28 protein-coding genes are annotated in these 26,779 nt (G+C 60.8%); 9 read left to right on the plus strand and 19 right to left on the minus strand.

The annotated features are described in order from the left end of the window. Positions 1-2: 2 nt before the first annotated feature. The 18 genes from C2L66_RS08805 to C2L66_RS08895 all read right to left on the minus strand — a co-directional run bounded on the left by C2L66_RS08805 (position 3) and on the right by C2L66_RS08895 (position 21,010). Complete coding sequence (locus C2L66_RS08805) at positions 3-5,102, minus strand: phage tail length tape measure family protein (RefSeq protein WP_060600588.1); 5,100 nt, start codon at positions 5,100-5,102, stop codon at positions 3-5. Between the two features lie 33 nt (positions 5,103-5,135). Beyond that, the gene (locus C2L66_RS08810) at positions 5,136-5,423 is read right to left on the minus strand and encodes a DUF1799 domain-containing protein (RefSeq protein ID WP_060600586.1); all 288 of its coding nucleotides are present in this window, start codon (positions 5,421-5,423) and stop codon (positions 5,136-5,138) included. Positions 5,424-5,524: 101 nt separating this feature from the next. Continuing rightward, positions 5,525-5,857 (minus strand): hypothetical protein, encoded by a 333-nt coding sequence (locus C2L66_RS08815; RefSeq protein WP_060600584.1) that lies wholly within the window; start codon positions 5,855-5,857, stop codon positions 5,525-5,527. 83 nt (positions 5,858-5,940) lie between these two features. After that, positions 5,941-6,873, minus strand: a complete 933-nt coding sequence (locus tag C2L66_RS08820; RefSeq protein ID WP_060600581.1) for a hypothetical protein — start codon at positions 6,871-6,873, stop codon at positions 5,941-5,943. A 57-nt stretch (positions 6,874-6,930) separates the two neighbouring features. Beyond that, entirely contained in the window at positions 6,931-7,362 is a 432-nt protein-coding gene (locus C2L66_RS08825; protein WP_060600578.1) for a hypothetical protein, read from the minus strand. Beyond that, positions 7,359-7,670, minus strand: a complete 312-nt coding sequence (locus C2L66_RS08830) for a hypothetical protein (RefSeq protein ID WP_060600576.1) — start codon at positions 7,668-7,670, stop codon at positions 7,359-7,361. The genes C2L66_RS08825 and C2L66_RS08830 overlap by 4 nt, the downstream gene beginning before the upstream one ends. Then, on the minus strand, positions 7,667-7,996 hold the full coding sequence (locus tag C2L66_RS08835) for a DUF2190 family protein (RefSeq protein WP_060600574.1): 330 nt from the start codon (positions 7,994-7,996) through the stop codon (positions 7,667-7,669). Before C2L66_RS08835 ends, C2L66_RS08830 begins: the two co-directional genes overlap by 4 nt. A gap of 80 nt (positions 7,997-8,076) precedes the next feature. Continuing rightward, positions 8,077-10,170: a prohead protease/major capsid protein fusion protein gene (locus C2L66_RS08840; RefSeq protein ID WP_060600572.1), complete on the minus strand. Its 2,094-nt coding sequence runs from the start codon at positions 10,168-10,170 to the stop codon at positions 8,077-8,079. A 65-nt stretch (positions 10,171-10,235) separates the two neighbouring features. After that, complete coding sequence (locus C2L66_RS08845) at positions 10,236-11,699, minus strand: phage portal protein (RefSeq protein ID WP_060600569.1); 1,464 nt, start codon at positions 11,697-11,699, stop codon at positions 10,236-10,238. Between the two features lies 1 nt (position 11,700). After that, positions 11,701-11,904: a phage head-tail joining protein gene (locus C2L66_RS08850; RefSeq protein WP_060600566.1), complete on the minus strand. Its 204-nt coding sequence runs from the start codon at positions 11,902-11,904 to the stop codon at positions 11,701-11,703. 2 nt (positions 11,905-11,906) lie between these two features. After that, positions 11,907-12,272, minus strand: a complete 366-nt coding sequence (locus C2L66_RS08855) for a DUF6527 family protein (protein WP_233444891.1) — start codon at positions 12,270-12,272, stop codon at positions 11,907-11,909. A 20-nt stretch (positions 12,273-12,292) separates the two neighbouring features. Then, entirely contained in the window at positions 12,293-14,362 is a 2,070-nt protein-coding gene (locus C2L66_RS08860) for a phage terminase large subunit family protein (RefSeq protein ID WP_060602641.1), read from the minus strand. Then, positions 14,310-14,957, minus strand: coding sequence for a hypothetical protein (locus tag C2L66_RS08865; RefSeq protein ID WP_060600561.1), 648 nt, complete (start codon positions 14,955-14,957; stop codon positions 14,310-14,312). The genes C2L66_RS08860 and C2L66_RS08865 overlap by 53 nt, the downstream gene beginning before the upstream one ends. A 192-nt stretch (positions 14,958-15,149) precedes the next feature. Beyond that, a complete protein-coding gene (locus C2L66_RS08870) occupies positions 15,150-15,905 on the minus strand; it encodes a hypothetical protein (RefSeq protein WP_060600558.1) in 756 nt (251 codons plus the stop codon). Between the two features lie 255 nt (positions 15,906-16,160). After that, a complete protein-coding gene (locus C2L66_RS08875) occupies positions 16,161-16,946 on the minus strand; it encodes a hypothetical protein (RefSeq protein WP_322789539.1) in 786 nt (261 codons plus the stop codon). Between the two features lie 246 nt (positions 16,947-17,192). After that, positions 17,193-19,922, minus strand: a complete 2,730-nt coding sequence (locus C2L66_RS08880) for a VapE domain-containing protein (protein WP_060600550.1) — start codon at positions 19,920-19,922, stop codon at positions 17,193-17,195. Positions 19,923-20,117: 195 nt separating this feature from the next. Further along, positions 20,118-20,408, minus strand: a complete 291-nt coding sequence (locus tag C2L66_RS08890; protein WP_322789538.1) for a hypothetical protein — start codon at positions 20,406-20,408, stop codon at positions 20,118-20,120. An 86-nt stretch (positions 20,409-20,494) separates the two neighbouring features. Continuing rightward, complete coding sequence (locus C2L66_RS08895; RefSeq protein WP_060600544.1) at positions 20,495-21,010, minus strand: phage regulatory CII family protein; 516 nt, start codon at positions 21,008-21,010, stop codon at positions 20,495-20,497. Positions 21,011-21,275: 265 nt separating this feature from the next. Between C2L66_RS08895 and C2L66_RS08900 the strand changes: the two genes are divergently transcribed. After that, positions 21,276-21,494: a hypothetical protein gene (locus tag C2L66_RS08900; RefSeq protein WP_060600541.1), complete on the plus strand. Its 219-nt coding sequence runs from the start codon at positions 21,276-21,278 to the stop codon at positions 21,492-21,494. Positions 21,495-21,814: 320 nt separating this feature from the next. On the opposite strand, the gene C2L66_RS08905 is transcribed toward C2L66_RS08900, so the two are convergent. After that, complete coding sequence (locus tag C2L66_RS08905; RefSeq protein WP_060600539.1) at positions 21,815-22,042, minus strand: hypothetical protein; 228 nt, start codon at positions 22,040-22,042, stop codon at positions 21,815-21,817. 123 nt (positions 22,043-22,165) lie between these two features. Here C2L66_RS08905 and C2L66_RS08910 point away from each other — a divergent pair, with 123 nt between their 5' ends. From C2L66_RS08910 to C2L66_RS08945, 8 genes are all read left to right on the plus strand, one after another. Continuing rightward, positions 22,166-22,684: a helix-turn-helix domain-containing protein gene (locus C2L66_RS08910; protein WP_060600537.1), complete on the plus strand. Its 519-nt coding sequence runs from the start codon at positions 22,166-22,168 to the stop codon at positions 22,682-22,684. 187 nt (positions 22,685-22,871) lie between these two features. Then, positions 22,872-23,105 carry a hypothetical protein gene (locus C2L66_RS08915; RefSeq protein WP_060600534.1) on the plus strand — a complete coding sequence of 78 codons (234 nt, stop codon included), beginning with the start codon at positions 22,872-22,874 and terminating at the stop codon, positions 23,103-23,105. A gap of 557 nt (positions 23,106-23,662) precedes the next feature. Continuing rightward, a complete protein-coding gene (locus C2L66_RS08920; protein WP_060600530.1) occupies positions 23,663-24,013 on the plus strand; it encodes a hypothetical protein in 351 nt (116 codons plus the stop codon). Further along, positions 24,010-24,465 carry a hypothetical protein gene (locus C2L66_RS08925; RefSeq protein ID WP_060600528.1) on the plus strand — a complete coding sequence of 152 codons (456 nt, stop codon included), beginning with the start codon at positions 24,010-24,012 and terminating at the stop codon, positions 24,463-24,465. The genes C2L66_RS08920 and C2L66_RS08925 overlap by 4 nt, the downstream gene beginning before the upstream one ends. Next, positions 24,462-24,707: a hypothetical protein gene (locus C2L66_RS08930; RefSeq protein WP_060600526.1), complete on the plus strand. Its 246-nt coding sequence runs from the start codon at positions 24,462-24,464 to the stop codon at positions 24,705-24,707. Before C2L66_RS08925 ends, C2L66_RS08930 begins: the two co-directional genes overlap by 4 nt. Beyond that, positions 24,697-24,987: a hypothetical protein gene (locus C2L66_RS08935; RefSeq protein WP_060600524.1), complete on the plus strand. Its 291-nt coding sequence runs from the start codon at positions 24,697-24,699 to the stop codon at positions 24,985-24,987. Before C2L66_RS08930 ends, C2L66_RS08935 begins: the two co-directional genes overlap by 11 nt. Next, positions 24,980-26,260, plus strand: a complete 1,281-nt coding sequence (locus C2L66_RS08940) for a ParB/RepB/Spo0J family partition protein (protein ID WP_060600518.1) — start codon at positions 24,980-24,982, stop codon at positions 26,258-26,260. The genes C2L66_RS08935 and C2L66_RS08940 overlap by 8 nt, the downstream gene beginning before the upstream one ends. Continuing rightward, positions 26,257-26,712 carry a hypothetical protein gene (locus C2L66_RS08945; protein WP_060600517.1) on the plus strand — a complete coding sequence of 152 codons (456 nt, stop codon included), beginning with the start codon at positions 26,257-26,259 and terminating at the stop codon, positions 26,710-26,712. The genes C2L66_RS08940 and C2L66_RS08945 overlap by 4 nt, the downstream gene beginning before the upstream one ends. The last annotated feature ends 67 nt before the right edge of the window (positions 26,713-26,779 follow it).

Here is a 26,779-nt window from a genome sequence, read left to right on the forward strand (position 1 = left end):
GGCTATTTCCCCGGTCGTTTCCTGTCGCGCAACAGCGTTGTCTGTTCATCAAGCTGTGATGCCTGCGCCTTGGCGAGATCGGCACGTTGGGTGGCGTGCGCGACATCCGCCTGTCGACGATCCTGGCGCAGCTGCTCTACCGTCGCGCGAAGTGACCTGATCTCTTGCAGCAACGCGTCGTTACCACGCGAGCGGTATCGCCCCAGGTCGACCGTCTGAGCGCCGCTATCCGGCAGTTCAATAGATTGCGCTTCGGCCGCCGTCAAGACCCGCTCGCCTTTGTGAAGCTCGGCGATGTAACCGTCGAATGGCACGCGATACAGCCCCGATGCATGCGAACCGTTGACTGCCGTCCAGCCCTGCAGAGCGGCGATCGCTTCGGCCACCGTCTGCACCGAATCATTCACGTCGACGATGCCCGCGACCATCTGCTTGAGCTGCGTGAGCTGCGCATCGGCCGACGAACTGGCGTAGTCCATCGACTGCATGACTTCCGACAGATCCGCCTGATACTGCCCGGAGCTCGCGTTGTACGCCTTCGACGCGGTCAGGAAATCCTGCGCTGCCGAGGTGAGATTCGACTGCGCATTAGCATCGCCCCCGATCGCTGCGCTGTACAGTTCATCGAAGCGCTGCTTCGTCGCGGCATACTGTTGCTCCGGCGACAGCGTCGACAGGTCGCCCGTCGTTAGCGACTGACGGAACTGGTCGACCTGCGACTTGAACGACTGCAGGGCCTGAGACTGCGTGCTGTACGCGGACGCCACTGCTGACTCATACGACGAGACGACGTTATCGAATGCCGGCGCGAGCCCCAGCAGCGCCACATACGTCCTCTGACCCGCGTCCGTTGAGAGATCGAGCGACTCGACCAGATCGCGAAACTGATCACGCGTGTGGATGCCGCTATAGCCGAGCGCGACGAGCTGATCATTCACCGACTTGGCCGAATCGTCCGCCTGCTGCCCCGCTGACGTGAAGTGCTGATAGAAGTACGTTGCGCTGGTGTTGAACGAATCTACGCCACCGGAAAGGTTCAGCACGGCGAGCTGCGCATCGGTTGACGCTTTCTTCAGGTTGTCAAAGTCGCTCCCGAGATGCTGGAACGAATCGAACAACGACTTGACAGCGTTGAGTTCCGAAAGCAGCGTCGTGATGTCGTTGGCCGACAGCTTCGACGCATCGACGCCCTGCAGAACTGCCGCATACGGCGCATCCAGATTTGCCTTCTGAAGGGAATCGATTACCGAGCGCTGCAGTTGCAGGCTGAAGTCGTTCAGGACGGTCGTGGAATCCTTTACGCCCCGGAGATCCTGTCGATCCGGATACCAGTCCGACCCTGTCGTGAAGCCGGCGGCAACAAACGAATTGCCCTTCTGCGGACTGATTTCGTAGCTCGCCTTGTACTGGCCGAGACCATCGATCGAGCCGCCCAACTGCGTCGCCATCGACTGGATCGTCTGAAAGGTCGAGTTGATCTGCTGGGTGACCTGATCAGCCTCCGGATCACCACCCGACGGCCCTGCAAATTTCGTAGCGCTCTGACCGTTGGAGACGTACGAGGCGCCGTATCGGGTCTCGCCACCACCAATGAACGAGCCGGCCAATGCGCCCAACGCCGCGCCGATGACCGCGCCAATCGGACCCGCCCATGACCCGAGTTCAGCCCCGAGGGCCGTCCCCGCGACCGCTGATGACGTGCCGACCGCCAGGCCCCCCATCGCACCGAGCGAGCCGCCAAGACTCGAATAGCCCTTGTTACCAAACAACGCACCACCCGCCAGACCGCCCAGCAATCCGGCACCTCCATACATGAGCCCTACTGACGACGAGCCGAGGGAACTGCCTACCCCAGAGCCGGTGAAGCCATAAGCATTGGACCCAACCATGGACGCTGTGCTCGACGCGACCCCGCTACCGATGCCAGAACCGAGACCGCCGAGCACCACACCGCCACTGCCGAGCGCACCTGACGACGCACCGGCGATGGCTGCAGAGCCGAGCGCGGTCGACGCACCCCCGTACCCTTGCAGCCACGACATGATCGTGTTGTACCCGTTCGACAGGTTGTTATACGTGCCGACGGGGTTCGAGAGCAGGTTGTTGACCGTGCTGTTGCCGCCAAGGCCGTAGCTCTGCAGCACCGAATTCTGCACACCGGTACCGTCCGTAAGGCCGGCGATGTTGGCGATCACGCTGACGATGAACGGCTTGGCGAACGCCTTGTAGATCTCGTCGATCACCGTGGCCTCGAAGGTGTTCTTCAACGCCTTCGTCCAGCTCGACCATCCTGCCGTGCCGTCGGTGAGCATTTGCAGGAATCCATTATGGAAATCCGAGCCAATGCCATCGATCGTGCTTTTCCACCCGCTGACAAGATCGTCCTGCTGCTTCTTGGCCTGCTCCAGATCATCGAGCGATGACTGATCGTCAGCAACGCTGTGTAACACTTTGGAAAGTGACTTTGCCTTTTCGATCGCGTCATCCCAAGGCTTCGTATCACCCACCTCGCCATTGAGCATGGCAATCGCACGGCCCTGTTCGAGCGCCGCCAGCGTTTCGTCCGCACGCGACGCACGCAGGGCGTCGACGGCACCCTTCGTCATGCCGAACGTATCGATCTGATCTTTCAGCGACTGGTCATTCTGCGTGGCGGAATCGATCTGCTTCTGCATTGCCTCCAGCTGGGACTTGCCATACTTGTCCCATACCTCGTCTTCCTGAGCAGCCGATACCGAGACCTTGGCAAAGAAGTCTTCAACGGCCTTGCTGCCGTCAGCCAGCGCCTTTTTCTCCTGATTGGCGAGCTGCGCACGTTGCGAAGCACTGAGCGCCCGGTTCTTGATGCCCTGTGCGATGAGAGCGGCTTCCCTATTCGCCGCATCGATCTGGTCGGACGCCGCCTGCGCAAGGAGGTCGCGCTGCTGCTGGTAATACTGACTTGCCGACAGCGTGCCGCTCTTGTACGAGGCGTCGAGCACCTTGCGGGCGCTATCGATCGCCGAAAGCTCGTCGGCGAGTGCATCCTTGACTGCCTGCACTTCGCCGGAAAGTTCAGCGCGATCGACGAGGCCCGTGCCGCCTTTCCTCTGCGTCTTATCCTTGTTGCGATCGTTGATCTTTTGCTGGTCTGCCAGCTGCTGTTCCGGCGAGAGGTTCAGCGCGGCCGTCCGGTCAAGGTATTCGTTGACCTCCTGCGTGCGCTTCTCAGCGGGCGTGGCAAACTGCTTGTTCCACGTGTCGTACCACGACTTAGCGTCGATCAGCTGTCGCTGCTGTTCCTCCTGCGATTGCTTGTCGCGTGCGGCCTTGACGGCGGCGGCCTGTTTCGCAATGGCATCCTGCAGATCGGCCTCATCACATGCATCCCATTGGCCTATCGGGAACCGTGCAGCCTTGTTCGCCTGCAGGCGCGCGACGACTTCGGCAGGACCGGCAGCAGCACCAAACGAGCCGATCGCATCGACCGCGCCGCTGATCATGTTTTTGATGTCACGCCAGCCAGCGAGAATGATGCCCTCGTTTTTTGCGATATCAACAGTACGCTGCTCCATGGCAGCCGAGAACGCTTCGACCGCGACTTGCGCCGCCCCCGTCGCATCACCCTGCTTTTCCAGCGCCGTGATCTGATCGTACGTCGACGCGGTCAGATAATGGTATTGCTCGTTCAGCTTGACCGATGCCTTGACGGGATCATCGGCCAGCTTCGTGAGGTCATCGACCATCTGCTTCGCAGAGGTCGACGTGTACGTCGCGACGTCCGCGACCGTGCGACCGAGGCTCGCGATCTCGTCGCCCGTCAACCGCCCGGTAGCAGCAAGCGCAGTCACAGCCTCAACTGCCGTGTCCACCGTCGCCCCGCCGGCCGTAGCCGCTACAGCAAGCTCGCGTAGTCCATCAGTCGTGAGTCCCACATAGCCGCCGGTCATCACCAGCGCCTCGTTCATCTGCGCATTCTGCTCGGCGACATGCACCATCGCAGCGCCCACGAGAACCAGCGGAGCGAGCACCGCTGCAATCTGCAATGCCACTCCCGACGCTGCGCCCTCAAGCAGGTCCATGCGCTCCGCGAGCACCATGATGGATCCGCCGAAGTTGCTCCAGCTACCGGTGAGCGCCTCGTGTGCCAGTACCAGGACCTCCCTACGCGCGCCCGCAGTCTTCAGACCGAAGCCTTCCATCTCCGAGCTCGCTGACTTCGCGCTGGATGCAACGGCGCCGAGCGCCTTCTGGCTCGCCGCAATATCCGCCATCGACGCCTTGTATTCGCCGATGGCGATCGCGCCCGACCTGAACGCCGCTTCGAGGTCTTTCTCCTGCTGCGCCAGTTGTCGGAGCTGGACGGATGCCTGGTCGACCCGGATGCCTGCGAGCGTGCGCTCATAGTCGTCGGTAGAGATCATCCCCGACCTGAAAGCGTCGTCGAGCAACGCCTGATCAGCGGCCAGCTTGCGCGTCGCCGCGCCGAGCGGATCGTACTTTGCTGCCAGCGCGGCGAGCTTGGCGAGGCGCGCATCCTCGTCCTTGCCGACGGCAGCGAGTGCTGCGTCGTAGTCCTGCAGTGAGAGTTTGCCCGTCGCCATCGCGCGATCAAGTCGGGCATATTGATCACCGATCGCCGCAAAGCTGGTTGAGCCCTGAGCGAGCGTCGTGCGCAGCTGCTGCATCTCGTCGTTCATCACTCGCGTCGACTGCGCCGCGTCGATCATGGCCTGCGTCTGGGCCGCAACGTTCGCGCGAACCTGATCAGCGGACGAGCCCAGCGATCCGATGCCGCCGGCGGCCGACTGCGCTGCCGAAGCCTGGGATGCCATCGCCTGAGCGGCCTCGAGCGAGCGGGCGACCATATCCTTGATACGAGCCGCTGCCTGTGCCTCCGCCTCGCTGACGATCGCAAGACTGTCCGACAGCCCCTTGCCGGCCGAGCCGGTTGCCTGCATCGCAGCCGCCAGATCGCGAGCACCGAAAGAACCGGCGGACAACGCCTGACTGATTGCTGTACTCGCTGCCGTCGTGCGACTCTGGCTCTCGACCAGCTCGGCCAGATACTGCGTCGAATCGAGCGTCAGCGTGACGTTGATTGATCCGGCCGTTGCTCCCATATTGCATTCCTCGAAAGCGCCGCGCTGGCGCGATTACGACCGCGAAGCGCGATCGGTGAACACCTGAAGCGCCGCGCGCTCCATGACGCGCACAGCATCGAACAGTTCACGATGGCGCTTTCGCCTGAAGCCGAACATACGCATCGCGGCCTCGACTGCGGGATAGTCGAGACCTTCATAAAAGACGCCGCCGCCGGTCAACGACGCGACGACTGACTTTCGCCACTGCGTGCCGCACGCCGCGAATAGCTCGACGGCATCCCAGTTCTCCGCCAGCACCTCGAAGTCGTCGGTGCTCCCACGCGAACGCGCTGCGGCCACTACATCAGTCGACGCACCGAACGTCGCAAGGGCATCGGCGACATCGGCGTCGGCAGCGAAGTCGTCGCGACGATCGCCCGCCCAGAAGCGGGCAGCGTCGATCAGTTTTTTTCTGGCAGATTCGCGAGGGTCGTCACGAACGCGCGCGAAATCGCACGGATGGTATGTGGATCGTCGATCTGCTCGGCGAGGTTCTGCTCGGAAAACGGCAGCGAGTCCCCGTTCCCGTCGAGCACTTCACCGTCCGGCCAGCCGACGATGACACTTTTGACCAGTTCGCCGGGCGGCTGCTTGATCAGTTCCTGAAATTCAGATTCCTTGACACGGCGCGCGATCAGTACGACCGACTGCTCCGTGATGTTGCCCTCCGCGTCGATTTGCGGAACGGTGACTTTGAGCTTGAACGTGTTGCTTTTCGCCTTGATCAGCGGCATGTTGGCTCTCCTGAGTGTAAAAAGAAACGGGCCACCTGGTCAGGCGGCCCGCGAGGTACTACGGTTGAGAAAAGTTACTTTGGTCAGGTCAGCGTGATCGTCAGTTCGTCGTTTCCATCTACCGGGTTGAGTGTGAGCGTCGCAGACATGCTCGCGATGCCGTTGTTGTCGGTGTATGACGGCGACGTGAGCTGCACGGCCGGCGCGGCGATCGTCACGATGTTGCCGGCCGTCTTGCCGTGCGTGAGCGAGAGGGCAAGATTCTGTGCGACGGCGATCGCGCTCCAGTAGTCCTTGTCTGCCACGCGCGCGAGCTCGAATGCAACGCTGCCGGTCGGCTTGCGATCGGTGATCAGGGCACCCGCTGCGCCAGGCAGGCTGCGGTAGGTGACCGTATTCGCCATGTCGATCTGCAGTGCATTGAGCGTCGCCGCGTAGCCGCCGAGAGAAATGGCAGGCGTGTTGTCGTTATTGACGACAAGCGGATCCTTGAACTTCGAGAAGTCTGTGGTGGGTAGCGCCTGATCGACAACGGGCGAATAGTCACCAGTGAACTTGAACTTGAATTTCGGAATCGCGTTCGAAGTGAGATCGAGCGCAACCGTGCCATACGCGTTCGCGATCTTATGCAGCAGGCCATCGAGAAAATAATAGATCGTCGCCGGTTTCGGATCGTCGCTGATCGGTGCGTACGCCACGCTCGTGTTGTCGTCGGTCGTCGCGGCAAACGAGCATGCCTGCAGCAAGGGATCCCACGCCGGCAACGTGCCGGCTGCCCCACTGCCCGCGATTTCGACACTGAACGACAGCTCAGCGTGCTTCTCGGACACCAGCTGCTGATCGTTGCCAAGGTACGGTTTCACGTTATTGCGCTGCGCATAGGTGGCCGCAACGGGCGTCGAACTGACGTCGCTGACGATCATCGCGTTGTCTGCGCCCGTCGGGACGACAGCAATGCCAAACGCCGTCTGCAGCGCACACAGCACGACGGTCTTTCGGGTTCGCTTCGTGGTCATATGCCTGATTCCTGAAAGTGGAAGTGAAAAGACAGGACGCCGATCGGGTCGACTGACTTATTCGGTCAGGCTGTTCCAGCGGGTCCGGTAGATGTAGACGTAGTGCACTGTCCGCAGACACGATTCGCCGTCGACGTTGGCAAAGATCGGCGGATCCGTCTGTCCCTCGCTAGCGTCAATTAACGATGGCGCATCAAAGCTCATGACAATTGGGTGGGCCAGCTCGAGCACAGAATCTGCTGCCTTGTCGGGTGCCGTATCGCGCGTTATGACCGTGAAAAGCAATTCGGTCTGTCGCGTGGCGAAGCCTACGGCAGACCGGTCGGGCGGCGCTTCACCGCCGAGATGCACAATTAGCGCAAGACTGTGCTGTGCATCGAGCGCGTCGACGACCGAGCGACCGATCTGCACATTGAGCTGCTGCACATCTGGATCGGCCTCCAGTTGCGCGAGCAGCGCCTCGACGAAGGTTTCTCGAAGGGTTGTCATAGCCGTTTGAGCGGAGCGAAACTGAAAAAACCCGCCTCGTCGCTCGGACGGCCGGCTCGCGTGAGCGCATACTGCGCGCCTGCGATCGCAACCACCGTTTGCTTCGGCAGGTCCGGCGCATCAGCCGTGCGGTACTCGATGCCATAATCGACCGCCTGCGCCATGTTCTGCAGGATGTCGGAACCGGCTTGCAGAAAGTCGGCATAGAACGGCTGCGCAACGTCGGCGCCGCTCACCACCGTCACCTCGGTGAGCATGCCGGCGTCGACGGCCGCATCGAAAACCGCACCCAGATCGAAAGCGCTCACAGCCAGAGACGAACGTTGACCGTCGCGTCCGATGCCGCCTTCGGCAACGCGAAATGGCCAATCGGGTCGTTGTCGGTCGCAACTGTGGTCACGACACCGTTCGTCTCGTCCCAATACGCCTTGTCGCCGACGACAGCCGTGCCCGTCGTTGCGCTTGGCAGCGAGAAGACACCGGTCGTGTCGTACTCGCCTTCTGTGTTTGCGGCATAGCTGCCCAAGGCAACGGCCGGCAGCTTGGCGTTACCGAGCAGAACGAGCTGGCCGGAAGTGACCGCAACGGCCAGCGTGGCCGCCAGAATGCGGCCCGGTTGAACAAAGTTTTTCATGGATCGATTTCCTTGAGAGATGTAGGTGCAAATGAAAACGCCGGCACGTGGCCGGCGTTTTCAACGCGTGCGAGCGGGGATTACTGACCGGGATTCTTGAACAGGCCGCGGAAGTCGATCGCCTTCGCGGCGAAGTCAAGACGGGCCTTCACCTTGACGCCGTCGACATCGAAGTCGATCGACTGCTCGGTATACAACCCCTCTTCCCCGTCGAGGTAGCAGTACTCGATCGTATCGATGGCGCCCGGATCCGCAACCACGTACCACGACTTCGCGCTGATCGCGTCCAGCCGCGACTCGACGATCGGCGTGAGAACCGACTGGAACGGGTTCTGCTGCGTCGCCTGCGTCGGCGTGTACGCATTGCTGGTGTACTGATATGCGACCGTTTCCAGCGCTGCCGGCACTAGCAGAAACTTCGGCGCGAGATTGAGCGCGGTACCATCGCCCGGTGCGCTCTGCGTACGCATTGCCGTGCGCGCTACTGAAAGCGAATCGATGCCGATCGCCGCAGCCGTACCGAGATTGCCGTGCGCTGCATGAAACAGCGCCTTCCCGTCGCTCATGGGCGCATTACCGGTAAGGGCCGCATACACCATGTCGGATTCGAGGTTTGCCGCTGCGCGACCGAAGAAAAGCGGCACGCGCTCGAGCGCCGACAGGTCGTCGTTGATGATCATCTGGCGGGTGAATGCGACGACCTTCCCGTACGTAGCGAGCTGAATCGTCTCTCCACCGTCGGTCAGCGTGCCGTACTTGTACTCGCCCGCTTCGTTGATCTTCTCCAGCTTCAGTGCACCATCCACCATCACGCGCGTCGCCGCGCGGAAGTCCGACAACGCGCCCTGACGCGCCCACGACTGGAACGTACGCGGCGCGGCGCCGTAGGCATCGCGAAGCGTGCGGTTGATCACGTTGCCGAAAACCACCGGAAGATCCGAAGTCGTGCCGTAACCACCACGCACGCCGAGCGCAGTGCCGGCCAGATCCATCACGCCCATGCCACGCGTATCGATGCCGGCGGCTTCGAGGCCCACCCGGCACAATTCGCGAAGCGTCAGCCCGCGATACTGGCGAGCCGCATCGGTCAGCTTGTGACGCGGGTTGACACGGTGCATCAGTGCATCGGTCATTGCTGCGCGACGCTGGACCGTCTCGTCTGACACCGTCACGACGTTGGCCGGGCCGCGCTGCGGATTTGCCGCGCTGCGCTCTGCCTGAAGGCGCAGGATCTCGGCACGAGCAGCGTCGACGGTAACACCGCGCGAAATGAAGCCATCAATCAGTTCCTGCTGATTGTCCAGCACACTAGCACGCACCGCAGCGCGCAGATCAGTCACGCGCTGCCGTTCCGCTTCGATACCAGCGTTGCGAGCCGCATCATTTTGGGACGCCGCGTCATCGCTTCGTGCCGTCGGCGCGGCGGGCGTAGCGGGCGCAGCAGCCGGAGCGGCAGGAGTGACGGAAGTTTGGGGTTGGTCATTTTCACCGGGCATCACAGCTCCTTGGTCAAGTTGCGAGGCACGAGCCCCGTCAGAAGAGCCCCCAGCGCTTCGATCATTGAAGACGCAGGGGAAGAATCGTTGAGAAGCGCCATCGTCGAGAGCTCGTTGGCCGCGCACGGTGGCATTTGGATCCGCTGGAATCGACACGAGCGAGATCTCGTAGGGTTCCCAATCGATCGCGCGATAGATCCACTGATCGTTGTCCTCCTGACCCGGAGGAATCATGTCGATCGCGTAGATCCGGTAGCCGAATGAGACATTGCGCAGGATGCCGTCCTGCACGTCCTGAAAGTAAGGCTGCACTGCGTCACGCTGGGAGAAACGCAAGCTCGCCTGGCCGGTTCCATTCGCGCTATCGAGCGACGCGCTCGACACGACACCGAGAACTGACTCGAGACCACCCCAGCGGTCGTGATCGTTCAGGACCGGTGCATTCCCGGAGGTCAGGCGATCCATCCGGACAGCACCGTCGCCAGTGCTTAATTCTTCGATATAGGGCCGGTCGCGCCAATAGTCGTAACGAAGCACGGTCGCGCCGGCCGTCCACTGGACGTCGACGGTGCGTGCCTCCGCATTGACCGATGACACCGGCTGCAGGCGGGTTTGCAGAGGCATGGATGCGTCAGGCGTAGCAGCACCGCCGCGACGGCCGTTTGCAGGTTGGGGCATGGTTCACTCCAATGAGAAACGCCCGCGCATGGCGGGCGTCGGAGATATCAAAGTTGCTTTGCAGATCAATGCTCAGCGCCATCTAGTAGGCGCTCAAGGCGATAGAGGAATGCGCGCGCGGCATTCGCATCAAAAGACCGGCCGGAAACCTGCACTTCGATCGCCAGCGGGTCTGCCGAAATTTCGGCGTCGGTCTCGTCAGGATCGTCGCCCAGGTCGCGAATGCTCTGGTGTCGGCTTTTCAGACGCGCGTTGATGAGCTCGATCATTCCGTTCGCTTCGCGTAACGGATCAATGAACTCGATCCGATGCGTCGACCACGTCACGTCAGCGATCGCCGATCTAGCCTGTCCCGCGAGGAATGCAGTAGAGACGAAGCGTTCCGCCACCTTATCGCAGAACATTGGAATGAATACGAGCCACATTTCCTGCTCGAGCATGCGTTTGAATTCCATCTTGCCCATGCGACCGCTGGTGAAGTTGACCTGCGAGTAATCGCCCGTTAGCTGCTCGTATGTCACATCGGTGCCGGCCGCGATCGCGCGCAGGTCGACGCGGACGCTCGCCTCGTATCCGTTGCTCGTAGCAGGCGCGGAAAACGTGACCTCCTCGCCCTGCCGAAGATATTCGATCATGCCGGGCGACAACGACTCGACGCGCGGGCCGCTCCCCTCCTGACGGACAGGGCCGGTCGTATAACCATCGTCGCTCGACGTCACAAAAGCCGCGAAGCATGCCTCTATCTTTTTGCGCACCCGCTCCGCGTCCTGATATTCGTCAAGATCGCGTGCGGCCCAGATAGCAGTCGCGAGCCATGGAAAGCCGCGAACTGAATTCGGCCGGTCGGTCGCATCGAACACGTGCAAAACCTCGGACGCGGGCACAAAGCGGCTTTGCAGATTCCTCGGCACCTGCGTGACTTCACCCGGATGCTGGTCGAAAAGCCAGTACCCGGTACGCTGTCCGATCAGATTAAACTGAACACCCGCGATGATGAATCCACCCGCCACCGGCCCGATCTTCAATGAGTCGAGGTAGTCGATCTCAAGCACCTGCAGCTGCAACGGCACTTCGAACCCGTCCGACGGCAGCCGAGTACGAAAGCGCACGAGCACCTCGCCCGACTCCTTCAATGCGCGGTAGACCTGAGCCTGCAAACCAAAAAAGTCGAGCAACCCGGCGGCGTCGCAATACTTCGTCCAGCGCTTGAAAACCTTCTGCAGATTCTTGTCGCTGAACTTCGCCTGCACTCCGGTGCCGATCGCGTTGGCCGCCATGATCTTGAGCGCGCGACGGATGTGCGGATTGTTGCGTACGAGGTCGCGAGCACGGTTGCGCAGAACGTTGAGTGCCGGCAGGACTTCCGCCGTTGCGCTCGCCCCCGAGGCTTTCCACCCACCCGATCGCGGGCCACGCTTCGCTCCATCGAAGCCACGCGCGGCCAGCATCGACATCCGTGCTCGCATCCGCGTTGCTGCATAGCGCGGCGCAACCCACTCGATCGCCCTGTCCAGAACGTTTGTTTTCATGTCAGAACCGTTTGTAGATTGCGACGCTCGAACGCGGCGCACGGGTTGCAGACTGGCTCGCAAGTTCGGACTTGATGACATCGCGAGCCTTCAACAGATCGCTCATCGAACGATAGGTAACACGCTTCCCGTTGAACTCAACCGACAGCGTGCCAGTCGCGATCGCTTTCTCGATCGCGTCGAGGTTTTGTTGTGTAAAGGCCATGATCAGTCCTCGATCTCAGGGAACTCTGGAAGCTCGACGGTTTGATTGGCGAGTGCATGCGTGCAATCCCCCAGGAACTGGATCCGTCCGTCGGTGATGAACGTATGGCAGCGGTGCATCGGGATGTCGTGATCACCGCCCCACCAAGAATTCACGCTCGGCGTGAAGGTCGGCTGCTCGAAATCCCCATTGAACCCCCAGTGCGGCTTACCGGTGACGTGCGGCGATTCCTCCGTCACACCAGGCGGCAACCAACTGACGGGCAGTACGCATCCCATCGGTGTGCCGTCGCTCCAGGTGCACCCTGGACAGAGGAACTTGACGCCGTAGAATCGGCCTTCGCTGTCGTTAACGATTTTCGCTTTCACGGGTCCGTCCCTTCCAATTATCATGACCGGCCTCGCAGCCAGTTGCTACGGCGCGGAATCCACGCTTGCCCTTGCGTCGACGCGGCTGGTTGCTCGGGATGCGCCGACTCGACAGGCGGCGCCAGAACCGCCTCTGCTGCGATCAACGCGTTGTCAGTGACTGCGATCGCTGCGTCAGACTCCGCCGCGCCAGCCTGAGAAGTTGCAACAGGCTCAGCCGGCAGAGCCGCAAAGAGGTCGTGGACGCGCGGCTCGATAACCGCCTCCAGCGCCGCCCAATCTGCATCCTGGTACGTGTTCAAACGCAGACGCGGGTGATATGCGCAGGCGAGGTTATAGACCTTCAGATCAAGCGCCTCATTTCGTTTTCGAAGCTTGTCCCATCGGTCTTTCGACGGGTTATACGCTTCTGCCGTCAACTGCTCGAAGTACTCGTCGTCGAGGTCGGTCGAAAAGTGCATACGCCGATCTGCAGGCTCCGCTTCCTCATCGGTGACGAGCGCGCCAAAGATCCTGCTCTTGGCCGTGTCGGTCCCGACCGGCCAGAGCTTCACGCCCTTCGTATATGTCTTGCCCTTGATCGTCACGTCAACGTCGGTCGGGCGGCCGATTATCGGTTTGTGTTTCTCGGATGCACCCTTGACCGCAAACACACCCTTGTGACGCCGCGTGCGGCAGTAGTCGTAAACGTCTTGCGTACGGCCGCCGCCAGAGTCGACTGCGCATAGCTCGATACGCATCGAGATTCCATAGGCGTTGACGAACGTCCGCTCGAGATAAGTGTCGAGCTGCTTCCACACGACTGGCTGCGCCGGATCGCCACGGAACACGACATGGTCGATCGTCCAGTTGCGCATTCCGCGCCCCCAGCCGTCGACCGACACCTCCAGACGATCATTCTGCGTATCCACCGCGCATGTGAGCTTGAGCACACCCGGCGGGATCTGCCGCAGCTTGTACGGCAATGCTCGGCGCTTGATGGTCTCCCACTTCAACTCCGCGCTCTTGTCTTCCCAGCATTCAGCGAGGGCGTTGTTCACGAACGCGATCATCTTGTCCGTGTCGGTTTGCGCGGCCTCCCAGTCGTCCATCAGATCGGACCATGGTCGCCATCCGAGCGGCGCATACAGAGCGCTCAGGTGGAAGCTCGCAGTCTTGCCATCGCCGGCCGCAGTGGGCATCCAGTAGGCGCCCTCGTAGCCCCGCGTTTTCCAGACGCTTTCAGGATTGCCGGCGCCGCAGCCGGTCTGGCAGTAGTACAGCACGACGCTCGGATCGTCGGGCGAACGGCGCATACCCTGGCGCCAGTCGAAAAACTGAGGCGAGCCGCAGTCCGGGCACCGCACGAAGTAGCGACGTTGATCGCCACTTTCGTAGAGCTTCTCGATCTGTGATCGCCGTTTAATCGTCGGTGTGCTGTTCGCGAAAATCTTCGCCCGACGGCCAAAGTTGCTTGTGCGGTTTTTGGCGAGGTCGATCGGATTGCCCTGACCGTCAACATTCAGCACATACTCGTCGATTTCCTCGAGCAGCACGTACCGCACGGTCGTCGATTTCAGACGACCAGCCTTGGTCGCGCTGACGAGGTTCATCAGCCCGCCAGGGAATTTTTTACGCAGCTTCGTGTTTTCGCTGCCTTTCTTCATCGCGTCACGCACCCGGCGACGCAAATCCCGCGTCGACACACGCATGGGCTCGAAGCGGTCCATCTCCCACTTCTCGGCGTCGTCGTACGTTGCGAATACGGCGAGGATGTTACCGGCAGCTGTCGTGATGCAGCGACCAATGAAGTTTTCGCCCAGCGCCGAGCCGCCGAGCTGGTGCCCCTTCATGAACGGGACAACAATTACGCGGCTGTTATCGAACGGCCGGTCATCGTCATGCGCGTAGCGCGTTACCGTGCTCGTCTGACCTGAGAGCGCATCCATGATGCCGACGAGGTATGGCGTGCGCTCATTACGCCACTTGCCGGGCTCAGGGCTGCTTTCCGGAAGGACGCGATGCTGCTCTGACCATTCGGCGATGCCGATGCGTTTGTCAGGCTGTATTGCCTCCGTAATCTTCTTCAGGAATGCTTCGGTCGCTCCCATCGTCGTCATCCGTATCGTTTTCGCGCAACAGCGCCGTCGCGTCGACGGATGCGAGCGCACGAGTGAGTTCCGTTTCGAGCATTGATTCGACCCTCGTCGGATCGGACTCCGCCGCGAGGGCATCTTTCAGACGAACAGGGATGTTCATCACGTTATCCCGCACGGTGCGAAACGCGGTGAAGGCGAGGCGCTGCGCGTCAGCGAGCGGCAGCGTCGTACCGCGTTCGCGCTCGAGGTCCATCCGCTCGCGCTCAAGCCTCGTCTGTTCTCTCGCCGCACGCGCAGCGCGATACGCGACCATTGATGGGTCTTCCTTGCTCGCGGCAGCAGGAAGGTCGTCTTCCTCAACGTCATCGTCGGGATTAGCCGGGGGAGACGGCATCGAGAACGCAGCATTCCCGAGCGACGGGCGGGATTGATCGGTGATCGAGCGTCGCGACTCGTCTGTGTTGCGACGCCAGGCCGCGACGGCTGTATCGGCATCTATCTTGCCGTCCGTGTCGACAGCAATTCGTCCCGATTGGATCGCCTTCTGCACAGCTCGCAGCGTGACGCCGACGTGCCGCGCGAACGCCCTTTGTCCGAGCTTCGCCATCCGACCTCCAGAAACGAGAAAGGGCAGTCGGTGACTACCCGACTACCCCTAAATTGACTACCTGACTACCCGACTGACTACCCTGAAAAGTTGCTTTGACGACGCGTGTGTTGGGGCTCGAATTACCCGCATACCCGTACTTCAGGGAAGGACCCGTGACCGTCGGCGGTCGCCCGCTGCACACCCGACCGGTCACCACCTCGCCGTCGCAAGCGCCATCAGGAACGCCCGCTGCATTGCAGGCTCCAGCGTCCCGTCGACGGTCTGCTCTGCTACATCGTAGAACGGATATCGTTCTTCGTAATGCGGCGTAGCACTGAACGCGAACACCGGGCGAATCGTCGAGCCGTGCCCGAACATGTATCGCGCCCATATGCCAAGTGCGAATCGCCCACCAGCTGGTTTACCCACGAAGTAGCGCACGCCCTTGACCGGATCGCGCGACTTGCGCTTTTTCGATCGGGCGGTCTCGTTCTGTGCGCTGTCCCGCGACGCGCGGATCTGCGAGGCAATCGACGAATACACGCCACGTGGCACATTGCCGTAGGCATCGCGCACGTTCGCATTCGTCGGCGTCGCATAGTCGCCGTTAGGCAAAACCCCGGACAACGCGAGCATCTGCTCGAATCGCGTGTACCCGCGCGATCCACCCGCCACCTGCGGTTGCAGGTACGTGCCGGCCGCCGTGCCCTTGAACGCGAACTGGCGAAAGCCGACTACGACACTCGGACTCGACGACGTCGCGCGCTGAAGCACGGAAACCGAGTTGAGCGTGTATGGCGTCGGACGGTCGAATGCATCGCGCATCTCCGCTTGCTGTGCGACAACGATGTTCTGCGCAACCATGTTCAGCGCTGCGCGCGCGGCGAACACGAACTGCTTGCCCGCTTTAGCCTCCAGCTGCTCGATCATCGGCAGCGACTTGACCTGTGCGCTCACCTGGTCCATACGAGCTCCCAATGCAAAAAGCCCCGAGGCTTGCGCGCTCAGGGCTTCAGATATTCCTGTTTCGTACGGGCGAACGCCCGCCGATCAATTCCCGACAGGCTGTTGGCATGTTATTCGTCGCGCCGCTCGCGCGATTCTGTATGACTGCCGGGACAAGGTTGCTCCACGAGTGTGCGGGGCTCACAACATCCAGTGACTCGGTAAAGGATGCATGGCGCGAATTGTAGACAGGAGTTTTCTTGAAATGCAAGTGTTTCATCGTTGAGCGTACCGACGCACTGTGTCATTCGCTGCACCGTCAAGTGCGTCCAGCAGCGCGTGCACACCATGAAAGTGCCGCTGCCAATGTGCCCGATATTGATCCAGCGGAATCGCGAGCGCGACGGAACGTGCTGCGTGATCTTCAGGGCGGCGGCCACTTCCCTGGCATGCACCGCAGATCTTCCGCCCTGCACGTGCACGCGATGCAGGCATAGCGACACGGCCTAATCCAAGACACTTTTCGCATCGCTCAATTTCCCGGTAGACAATCGGCCCACGTCCATCGCGCCGGACAGCAAAGGGGATCAGGAATTCATCGACACACATAGTCCCCACTCCATTGCACGAGGGGCAAACAACATGTACCACGGATTCCTGAACGCCTCGACCGCTCACGCCCCGGCCGTCGCATTCGACACAGAGGTCAGCAATCCATTCAACAATCACCTGACGTGCGAACCGCTCGACGATATCAGCAATCTGTCGCTCGACCTTTTTACCGGCCTTTGCCGCAGTCCTTTCTGCTGCGCGCGTCACCCCGGTAAATTTTGAGCGATCGAACTTTCCCGGTTCACGCAATCGCTTCGCGAGCAGCAATGTGGCCCGGTGCAAACCCGAACGCCTCAAATCCTGCCCGTATTTCATGCGCCACAACAGGCGGCCGAGCTCGTTTGCAAACGCGAGCGCACCCAAAGTTACTTGGGGATCGGCAATCGGATCGGAGAACTGTCCGCGAACATTCATCGCAATACCGGCTTGCTCTTTCAGGTCGATGTTCACCGCTCCTCCTCGTCGATCAGAACGTTCTTCCGTCCCAAGACCCAAACGTCCCAACGAATTCGGTTGTGTATGCGCGGGCGCGCATCCGCGACGTGCGCACCCCCATGCGCCCACACCCGCACGTCGCGCACATATGCGCCTACGCGCACGAGGCGCATGCGCTGGGACCTTGGGACAAGGGACGAGCAACGGCGCGCCGATGATTGGCATGTGGCGCGCCGTTTCGTGGCGGGAAAGCGGATGCGATCAGAGAGGCGCATCGTCGTCTTCGCAGCCGCCGCTCGACGCGGCGCGGGTCGGCATCTGGACTGGCTTTTCCCGAGGCGGCACGTAATACCACTCACGGTCACCTGTCGTCTCCCGCTGTCGCGCCCAGCCAAGCCGCTTCAGTGCTTTGCCAACGCGCCGCTGTTCGGCAGGCGTCTGCTTCGTGATCTCGATCTTGAGGATGTCGTCGAGGACTTCCTCCATCGTCACGCGCGGCCTGTACTTGAGTTCGCGCGCGATCTTCACCTCGAGCACGTCGCCCTCAAAGCGCGCTTCCTGCTCCTCCTGGAAGAGCGGCTTCTCCTCGTGTGTAACGCGCCACGGCGCCCAAATCTGGCCGCCTGCTTCGGCGTTCTCGCGCTGCCACCGGTGATACTCATGCACCGCCTCAGCCCAGATCTGATCGCGGTTTTCAGCCAAGCCGGAGATGTCGAGAACGTCGCCGCAGCGGACGGGCCAATAGCGGCGGCCGCCTGATTCATCCTTCAGGTACACATCGAAGTTGACCGTGCCGCCAAAGACACTCTGACGGGGCACGTCAACGGCACGCTTCGCATATGGCGGCCTATACGTATCCACTGCGACAGTGAAGAATCGCTTTGAGCTGGAGGAGTCGCTTTTGTTGAGAGCATCAAGCTCGGCAAGCTCGATGACCCACTTCCCAGCCATCACTGCGTAGGAATCCTTGTCGCCAATGACGATGTTGGCGTCGGTGAACCACCGTTCGCCAAATAGCGTGCGAAACGCGTTTGATTTGCCGCCATCCTGCGCGCCTTCGAGGATAAGCACGTTGTCCATCTTGCAACCGGGCTGCATGACGCGGCCGACAGCGCCGAGCAGGTACTTGAAGCCGACGAGCCTTGCATATTCGGTATCCTCGGCATGCAGCCATCGATGTAGCCAGAAGTGCAGACGCGGCGTGCTGTCCCACGTCAGGCCGTTGAGATAGTCGCGCACCTCGTGATAGCGGTTGCGATCGGCGACAAGGAAGACCGCCTGCGCGATGATGTCCGCACGCGGACTGAATCCCCAACCCTGACCCAGCCATAGCGCGAGGCGAGAATCGTCGGCATCAGTCCATTCACCGACCTCTCCGCCCTCGAAAGGTGGGGCACGACGCTTCACGATACGAAGCGCGAACTGTTCGAATGCAAGCACGCCCGACCAGCGCTTGTCATTCGAAAGGATCAGGAAAACGTTGTCGATCGTCGGCAGGATTGCGCCGGATTTCTCCGCACGACGCAGATCGCGCATCCAGGTGTATGCGCCGTTCTCCGCCTCGATATCAGGGGGATCGTCCTCTGTCTGGCCCGCAGCGCCAGCGGACGTTGGGTGTGCTGCCAATACTTTCCTGGATCCGCTTTGAGAAGCCGGTGAGACAATCGCGGCCTGCTCCATCGCGTCAAGCAATCTTGCGGCACGGTTGTAGCCGATCCGCAGACTGCGCTGAACGGCCGATATCGACGCCCGCTTCATCTCGGAGACGAGCCTGACCGCCTTGTCATAAAGCGGGTCCTGAGCGTCGTCGACGGCCAACTCGGCAGCAGGCTGTTTGATGTCAGCTGGCGTAAGGCCCGCCAGGATCGCTGCCGTAATCTGAGATTTGACGACGTGCAACCCCTCGTCGACGTGCAGGTCGTTGTAATCGGTTATTTTCCGGTCACCGCGTGCGCTGAATCTCGGATAGATGACGCTTGCGTTGTCGATCATCGACGCCGCATCGAATGCATGCTTAAGGCCAGTATTCTCAAAGCGACGCGTTCGCTCGGGGACCACGTCGTTGCCGAACGTCAATGCAAGGGACTCAACACCGTGGCGATCGGTGTCGCGTGTGACGCGTACCATGTACCACGTCTTGCGGGATTCGATGCGGATAGCCTCGCCGCCGATCTCGATCTCGCCGACGTAGCCGAATTCCTCGGCCAGATGATCACGCAGGCGCCGCTCGATCTGCCAGTCGTCGTCCGCACAGAACATCACGTGGATGCCCGCATACGTATCGCGCAGATAGCGGGCAGCGGCCATGATATTGCCAGCGTCAAAGCACACCATCACAGGTACCACGCCGTCCGTCGCCATGCGGATCGAACGTGCCGTTGCATAGCCTTCCGCGACAAGCACGACCTTGCTGTCGGCGTTGATGTCGCCGAGCAGGAACAGCGCGCCCTTCTTCTCCATGCCCTTGTTGAAGCGCTTCGCGCCCGTGGACGTGATCTTCTGCAGACCGACGAGCCGGTAACCGTCCGGATAGTTGAACATCGGCACGAGCACATCTCCGTCGGCGGCAAAACGCACGCCTTCGGCTGTGATCTGCTTGCGCGCGAGGTAGTCAGACTCGCCCACGTCGCTGCCTTCCTGCCACTGCTGCCGCGCGCGGTTAGCGGCCAGCTTCGCCGCATGCTGACGCTTTCGCTCCTCTTCACGCGCGAGCGCATCCTGACGGGCCCTCGTCTCTGCGATGTCTTCAGGCGAAAGCGCCTCGCCATGCCAGGCGAACGCCTGTGCGCCGTTGTCATTACCGGACCAGCAGCCGAACGCCCCCGTGTAGCCGATCACCTTGCCGGCCTTGACGACTTCGTGGAGCGAATACCAGTGCTTCTTCTTCGGGCCGTATCGGTGCGGCTTGCCGTCCGCTACAGGATGTCCATCAGGCAGTTTTGGATGCCCATGTGCCATCAATTGACCAACAATCCCCGCAAAGTCCGACATCTACAGTCCTCCTTTATTCGCGGATCGATTGCATTCTGCAATCCTCCGTTCGCGTTCGCGTAGATGGGAAAATGCACGCCACACGGCACGACCTGCGACGTACACCTGAGAACCGGACGGCGAGCGTCCGAACGAAGGATTACTACGGCGAAGCAAGGAACTCGCACCGCGCAAAGTCACTTTGTGATCTCCTGATTACTTGCCGCGAAGACGGCGCCATTCCGCCGCCATGAGCTGGTCGAAGCGCTCCAGATCGGCAGACGCGAGCCCGCCCTCCAGCTGGCGCCTGAAGTCATGCCGTTCGGCTTTTGTCGCAAGGGCTGCACAGATCAGCGCGGCCTGCGTAACGAACAAGGGGACAACCGCCGCGCGCAGTGCCGCCTGGCGAATCAGCGCGAGGTTGGTGGGAAATGTGTTGATGAGCGACGCCAGAAAGTGCGGGATTCGCTCCGGATCGCTGTCCGCGATCCATTGCAGCCTGGACATGCCGCACGCGAGCTGCTGGTTGACGTCGCATGACAGTTCAATCCGCTCGCGCTGCGGGTTGCAGCAAGACATTCCGGGGGAAAACCTCATGCCTGGCGACGTCCCAGTCTGCTAACGGCCTGCACCGTGCGCAGGAGCCGATCAAGCAGCCGTTGGTTGGCCCGAGCGGCCACGGCTATGTCGTCGGCCTCCTGCTGTGTGATGCGACCATCTTCGATCGCCTCGATCACTACGCTCGACACATCGCCCGATAGCCGTGCGGCTTCAGATGCGGCCTCCGCAACAGCTTTGACTGTATCGACCGACTCGTCGCCGGGCGCTGGACTTGCGCTCAAACCAAAGCGCTCGTTGAGCGCGCAGAGTGCGTCCAGGTATTGTGGCTGGCGCTTCTCTTCCATCCACTCGATCACCAGTTCGAACATCTCCATGGAAAGGCGGTTTTCGCCTTCGCCGCGCAGACGCAGGCGGAGCGATTCGGTCCCGATGCTCTTTCCCCGACGGTTCGTTAGAAATGCCGCCGCATCTGCTACGCCACCCGGCGTGTTTCGGACCGATGTGTACAGCACGTCCAGCCACTCAGTACCGCTATATCTGCAGGTCATATGAATCCCCGGTGTCTTTGTAGAGGCGGTTTTTCATTCTGTGTACCCGGTGGAGGCGCTCGTAGTATGTGAACTTGGCCACACCGCAACCGCTGCCGCCATGCTGCGAAGAGAGAGTGCCCACAGTCGTGCGAGAATCACCAGCTTCCAGACCGCAACATCACACGAAAGGGATACTCATGGATCAATCGCCGGCTTAATCAACCACAGCGCTAACCGCGCTTACAGTCGTTTCATCACCCAACACTCCCGAACAGACGCACGTATGGAAGACACCAAAAAGGTCGCCGCGCAGGTTTTCGCGCACAAGATCGCGCTAGTTGCCCTCATGAAAGAACTCGGCCTTAGCAAAGGTCAAATCAACATGATTGAGAGTCGCTGCAGACAAGATGTCATCGCCCTGAGCAACACGCTGGATCGCGATGTGCTGAAAGTCGTCCAGGAAGAGATCGACACGCTGCTCGCAGGCGTAAGAAGGGTTTAATGAAGTAAGGGCGCGGCCCACCCTCAGTCACGAGGGAGGCAACGCCGCGCCGACACGCACCCAGCGACGCTCCGTCGGGTTGTGCGCCTTAATGAATCCGGCAGACTCAAGCGGTCGCGCCGGCTCATCGAAGAACACGCGAGTCTTCAGCGAGTGTTCGCTATGAAACACTTCAGGGTTTTGTGAGCGGATACGCTCGACGACATCATCGAGGCGCTCACCGTTCGAATTACGCAGTGCGTGCTGATGGGCTAACAGGTGCATGGTCTCGCTTACCCCTACGGATTGTTGACGCTGATCGGCGTCGGATTGAGAGAGGGTCAGTGCGTCTGCGCCACTTCGTTCTTCACAGACTCTGGCTGCGCGGCGAAAAAGTGGTGAAGTGCCTGAACGGTGGAAAAGCGCGGATCGGTAACGCTGCGTGCGCTGAGCTTCGCGAGCGTGGAATAAGGAACGCCAGCACGCTTTGCGATTTCTCGCAAATTGCCCTTTTCGCGGTCTAGCCTGGCGAGCACCTCATCAAGCAGCGTGTTGTCACGGTTACCCATAAGGAGCCCTTTGCGATGAATGGCGAGAATGGCGACATATTAACCAGAAATGGCTATTAACGCAATTCATTGAACAAAGGAGATAGCCGCACGTGGCTATCCATTGGTGGCACGCTCGCTTCCATGACCAGACAGAACACAAAAGCGATACTCGCCAAGAACCTCCGGCGTCTTATGAATCGGAGCGAAACACTTGATACCCAGGTGAAGGTTGCCGCGCGCGCTGGGATCGCACAGAGCACCGTTGGGAGATTGCTGCGGGGTGAGGTTTATGCGCAGCTATCGCAAGTCGAAGCACTTGCCGAGGCCTTTCGGGTGAATGTCGCATCACTCCTCAGTGAACACGAGAATGACGCGCCGGCCTCCTCATCAGTTTCCAACGAAGGCTATGCCTCTCTTACCGACGAAGAGAGGCAACAGGTATCTGACTTCATCGCCTTTCTCGCTGCCCGCCATCAGCCAGCGGCATCGCCCACGGCGCTGAACATCGAAGCATCTCGCGAATCCGCCAGCGGATTGAAAGAACGACTCGTGCAGGCCATTCAGCGTGAATTCAATGATGACACGCTGAATATCAACCATGAACGCGAACCAGAGACCAAACACACTAGGCAAAGCCGAAAACGTACTTCATCTCAGTAACTTCCGAGAGCAAAATCACCCACCGGGGGAAGATGCAGTCGAGGCCTATGCAAGACGCATAGCACTTGTAAAAGATCGAGTGTTAGATCGGCTTGAATGTCGCGACCGACCGGCCGTAGCGGTTGCGGCGGCGTTCATCGATACCGACGGCCGAATCGGCCACACCGCAGCGGGCATCGAGCCCGAAATGGCCGCGAGCCTGTCGCACGAATTGCGCACACTTGCAAATGCCCTAGACGCACACGCCAAGAGAAATTCTCGGCGCAAAACACACCAGCGCGGATACGCACCACTTGCCGTACTCGCCTCACTCAGCTTCGTCGCCGCGACTTATTTCAACGACATCGCATGGCTCGACGCCGCCCTCTCCCTCGCAGCCCAACTTACAGCCATATTCCTCGCGAAACGCTCCAACGAGTGACCTTCGCCTAGCCACGCCCGCATTTCTGGGCGTGACCCGTCGTAAAAAATAACCATTTCTGGCTTTACATAAATACCATTAATGGCTAATCTGATGCTCGTACGCACTATGCGCGCTTGGAGATGCCATGAAATCAATACCAGATGTCGCGGGTGAAGCCCGTCGTGCTTGGCTTTTCGAGATGCAATGCCACCAGAGAGCGCCTCAAAGTGACTTTGAGTGCTGCCTGGCCTACCGGCTTTGCTTCATCGTTGCCGTCTTTGTGATCGGACTCAACCTGCTGAGCCCTGATCCAACACCGAGTCCGCCGGCCCGCGCTGCCGTCAGACACACGGTGTAGCCACACCATGACTCGGCGAATTCCCGTGACCGACGCCGATATCGCTCGGGAACACCGCCTCCGCCGTTTGCGTGGTTCAGCAGCCGACGCTTTGACAAATCCCGCCTTACGTATCTGCCTCGCTAACTGCGCAGAGCTACGGAAAAAGCAGTCCCCAATTGACCAACCGACGCCGGACGGCAAACGCCTCGCAGCCGGCGATAAGGAGTAACTCCACATGCCGAGACCAAAAACCCCTGCGGTCGACGACTCCGCACGTCGCGACACCATAGGCTTGCATTCCTTCGTGAAGTACGACCCGATGGCGCCTCGCCCGACCACCCCGATCACGGTGGGGAAATACGTCGTTGCTCGTCGCCCGTTGCTCGACAGCATCTACACCCTCTACATGCTGATGGATGGCGGCGACGTCGTCGCTTCGTGGATATCCCATCCCAGTGAAGGCGACTGTGCTACGGCGATGAGCCGCCGTCGCAACGCAGCTGCAGCAAAGCGGGCGGCGGACGAAGTGATCGCCAAAGCAAAAAAGCGCAAGGCGAGAGTTCGCCGCGGGACGGTGGCAGCATGAAGCGCACCACTCCCTTACCCATCTACAAGCACCCCTCGACCTACGCAGAGATCGTCGAGGCCGCCAACCGGGATCACGCCAAGCGCATCGGCGAGCTGAAAGCGGCGGCGACAATGATTCTCGCGATCGAGCAGGACCTCGTGGCACTGACCTTGCAAGGAATCTACTACTCTACCGGCGTACATTCGATGTACCTCCAGGACTGGTACGGAGCGAAAGGTACTACCACGAAAAAGGCGCTGTACCTCGGTTGCAGCATGTGGGGCGAATACGGTGATCGCCTTGTTTCGGCTCTTATTGCCCGCGATTGGATCGCCGAAGACGCGAAGCTCGAAGGGCGCTATACCAAAATCCTGTTGCGCCGCCCGAACACGCGCATCCGGCTCAAGCTGGAATGCAGCGAGGAGCTCGCCAGGCAACTGCTGCCCGAGGCAGCGCCGGAGGCCGCATGATCTACGCCTCCCTGATCGCGATCGCCACGTGCATGACGGCTTTGCTGCTCACGGCTCGCCAACCGGACCGGGCACTAGGCGCCCTGTTCGGCCTTACCGATTCGATCCTTTGGCTCGTCGCCGGCATCATGTCCGGCAGAACAGCCGTCACCCTCATCGCCGCCTTTTGCGCTGTGTGCTTCCTGCGCCCTCTACTGCGTCGGCGTACGGTGAGCTCTTTCGGGAGAAGTCGTGAACAGTGAACTTTCCCCGATCTGCAAAGCGCTGATTTCCTTCTTTGCCAGCGAGCCCACGCCGCAGACGATCAATAACATCGAGACCGCACTGCCGGATGCGGATCACCGCGCCGTACGCTCCGAACTGCAGATGCTTGTTCGCGTCGACGTCGTCTCTCAAGCCGTGCGCTACGAGGACGAGCGCCTCGTCTACTGGCTTTCCGGCGCACGCATCGCCCCCTTCCATCACACCCGTCTCGTCTACCCCGACGCAACCTTTGCTGATGTTGGAGGAATCCATGGTTAAAACCCGTCCCCTCGTCCTCGACGCGATGATCGTTACCGGCAATACCAAGGCCGCGATCAAGGCAGCCGGCGGCGGGTCGTCCGACCTCTGGACCGTCCCGCCTGATCAGATTCATTACGACCCGCGCGACAATGTCCGCCCGCTCGATCCCACTCGCGTACGTAAGGTCGCAGACTCGATCAAGGCGAACGGCTATGACCGCAAGAAGCCGCTCGGATGCTTTGTCCGGAAGGTAGGTGGCGAAGATCGCATCTTTGTCTATGAAGGCCAGCATCGGTACCACGGAGCCTTGCTTGCGATCAGCGAGGGCACGGTCATCGAGCGCCTTCCGCTCGTCATTGACGACGCAAAGTCGGTTACGCGCTCGAACCTGATTTACGCCGGCATCATCAACAACGACGGCGAGAAGCTCACGCCCCTCCAGCTGGCCGAAAAGATCGTCGAGTTGCAGGCGCTCGGTGAGGACAACGCGACTATCTGCGCCCGCTTGACGATCACGGAACAGACCATCCGCGATTGCTTGCTGCTGGCGAATGCGCCCGCCGCTGTTCACAAGCTGGTCCGTGATAATGCCGTCGCATCCACGCTCGCCATCGAGGAGATCCGCGCGCACGGCGGAGAAAAAGCGCTTGAACGACTTCAGAAAGGCCTCGTCGACGCGAAGGCAGCGGGTAAGACCAAGGTCACCAAGAAGCATCTTGGAAAGCCCATAGCGGGCATAGCGCAAAAGAAGATCACAGAGGTGCAGGCAAAGCAACTTTTGCAGGCTCTCCAGTCCGTTCTGCACGACCCACTGTCCGGGAAGCTCTCGCCCGGCACGATAGCTGGCGTGCACGCGGCGCTAACGCCTCTCACGGACCTGCTCGATGCACTGCCGGCCAAAGCGAAGCATCGCAAGATTTCGACTCCCAACGAGCATGGCGTGTACACCCGGCACGAGACGATCAAAGCACCCCTTTTCAAACGGTCGGGCAAATACCCGTATGAGATTCATCTCGCCCATGTCGCCACAGGGCAATGGATCTTCAGCACGTCGTACTCGATTGGCAACGGGAGTGGATCGAGCCCGTGTGTCCTGCGTGACGGCGATCCGACCTACCCCACGCGAGCTCAAGCGATCCGCGCAGCCGTAATGCACATTACGCGTGAAATGGAAGACCCGCGCAAACGCAACGCCAAGGAAGCGCCTGGTATTCATTCTTGGCTGACCAGGTTGTGGCAGACCCCCGATCCGGATTGGACCGAGGAAATGGCTGGGGAGGTGGCTAAATGATGGTTCGCCCGGCCACTTCTACCCCATGTCCGCTGCCGCGTAAGCGGGAACACGCGGCAACACGCCCACGGCGTCCCGTTGCTGGCGCCGTTCCGGCGCACACATCGAACAGCGACGTCAACAGCAGCGGGCTCACGCCCACCAAAGCGCCCCAGAAGGACGAAGCGCCGCTCGCGCGGCGCGAACCAATCCAGACGAACGAAGGCCAGTCGGATTCCCGACTGGCGACCCTCGCGCGGATCACAGCCCTTCGCATCGAGATCCGCCAGCTAATCGAAGTCATCACCCTTGGTGCCGATATCGAGCTGCTCGACCTCATGCGTGACGAACTAGGCAGCTATAGCCGACACAAGGCAGCACAGGAAGCTCGCAAATGGGCCGACGCCGCCGGTATCCAACTTGAAACGGGATTAATGATGCTCGATCGCGCACTACGACCGACGGGGCCATAATGAAACCGTCCTATCTGACACGCAACGAACTCGCGAACCTCGTCGGTTGCCAGCCACGGAGCCTCGC

It is taken from the genome of Paraburkholderia caribensis (assembly GCF_002902945.1).
In the GTDB taxonomy this organism is placed as follows: domain Bacteria; phylum Pseudomonadota; class Gammaproteobacteria; order Burkholderiales; family Burkholderiaceae; genus Paraburkholderia; species Paraburkholderia caribensis.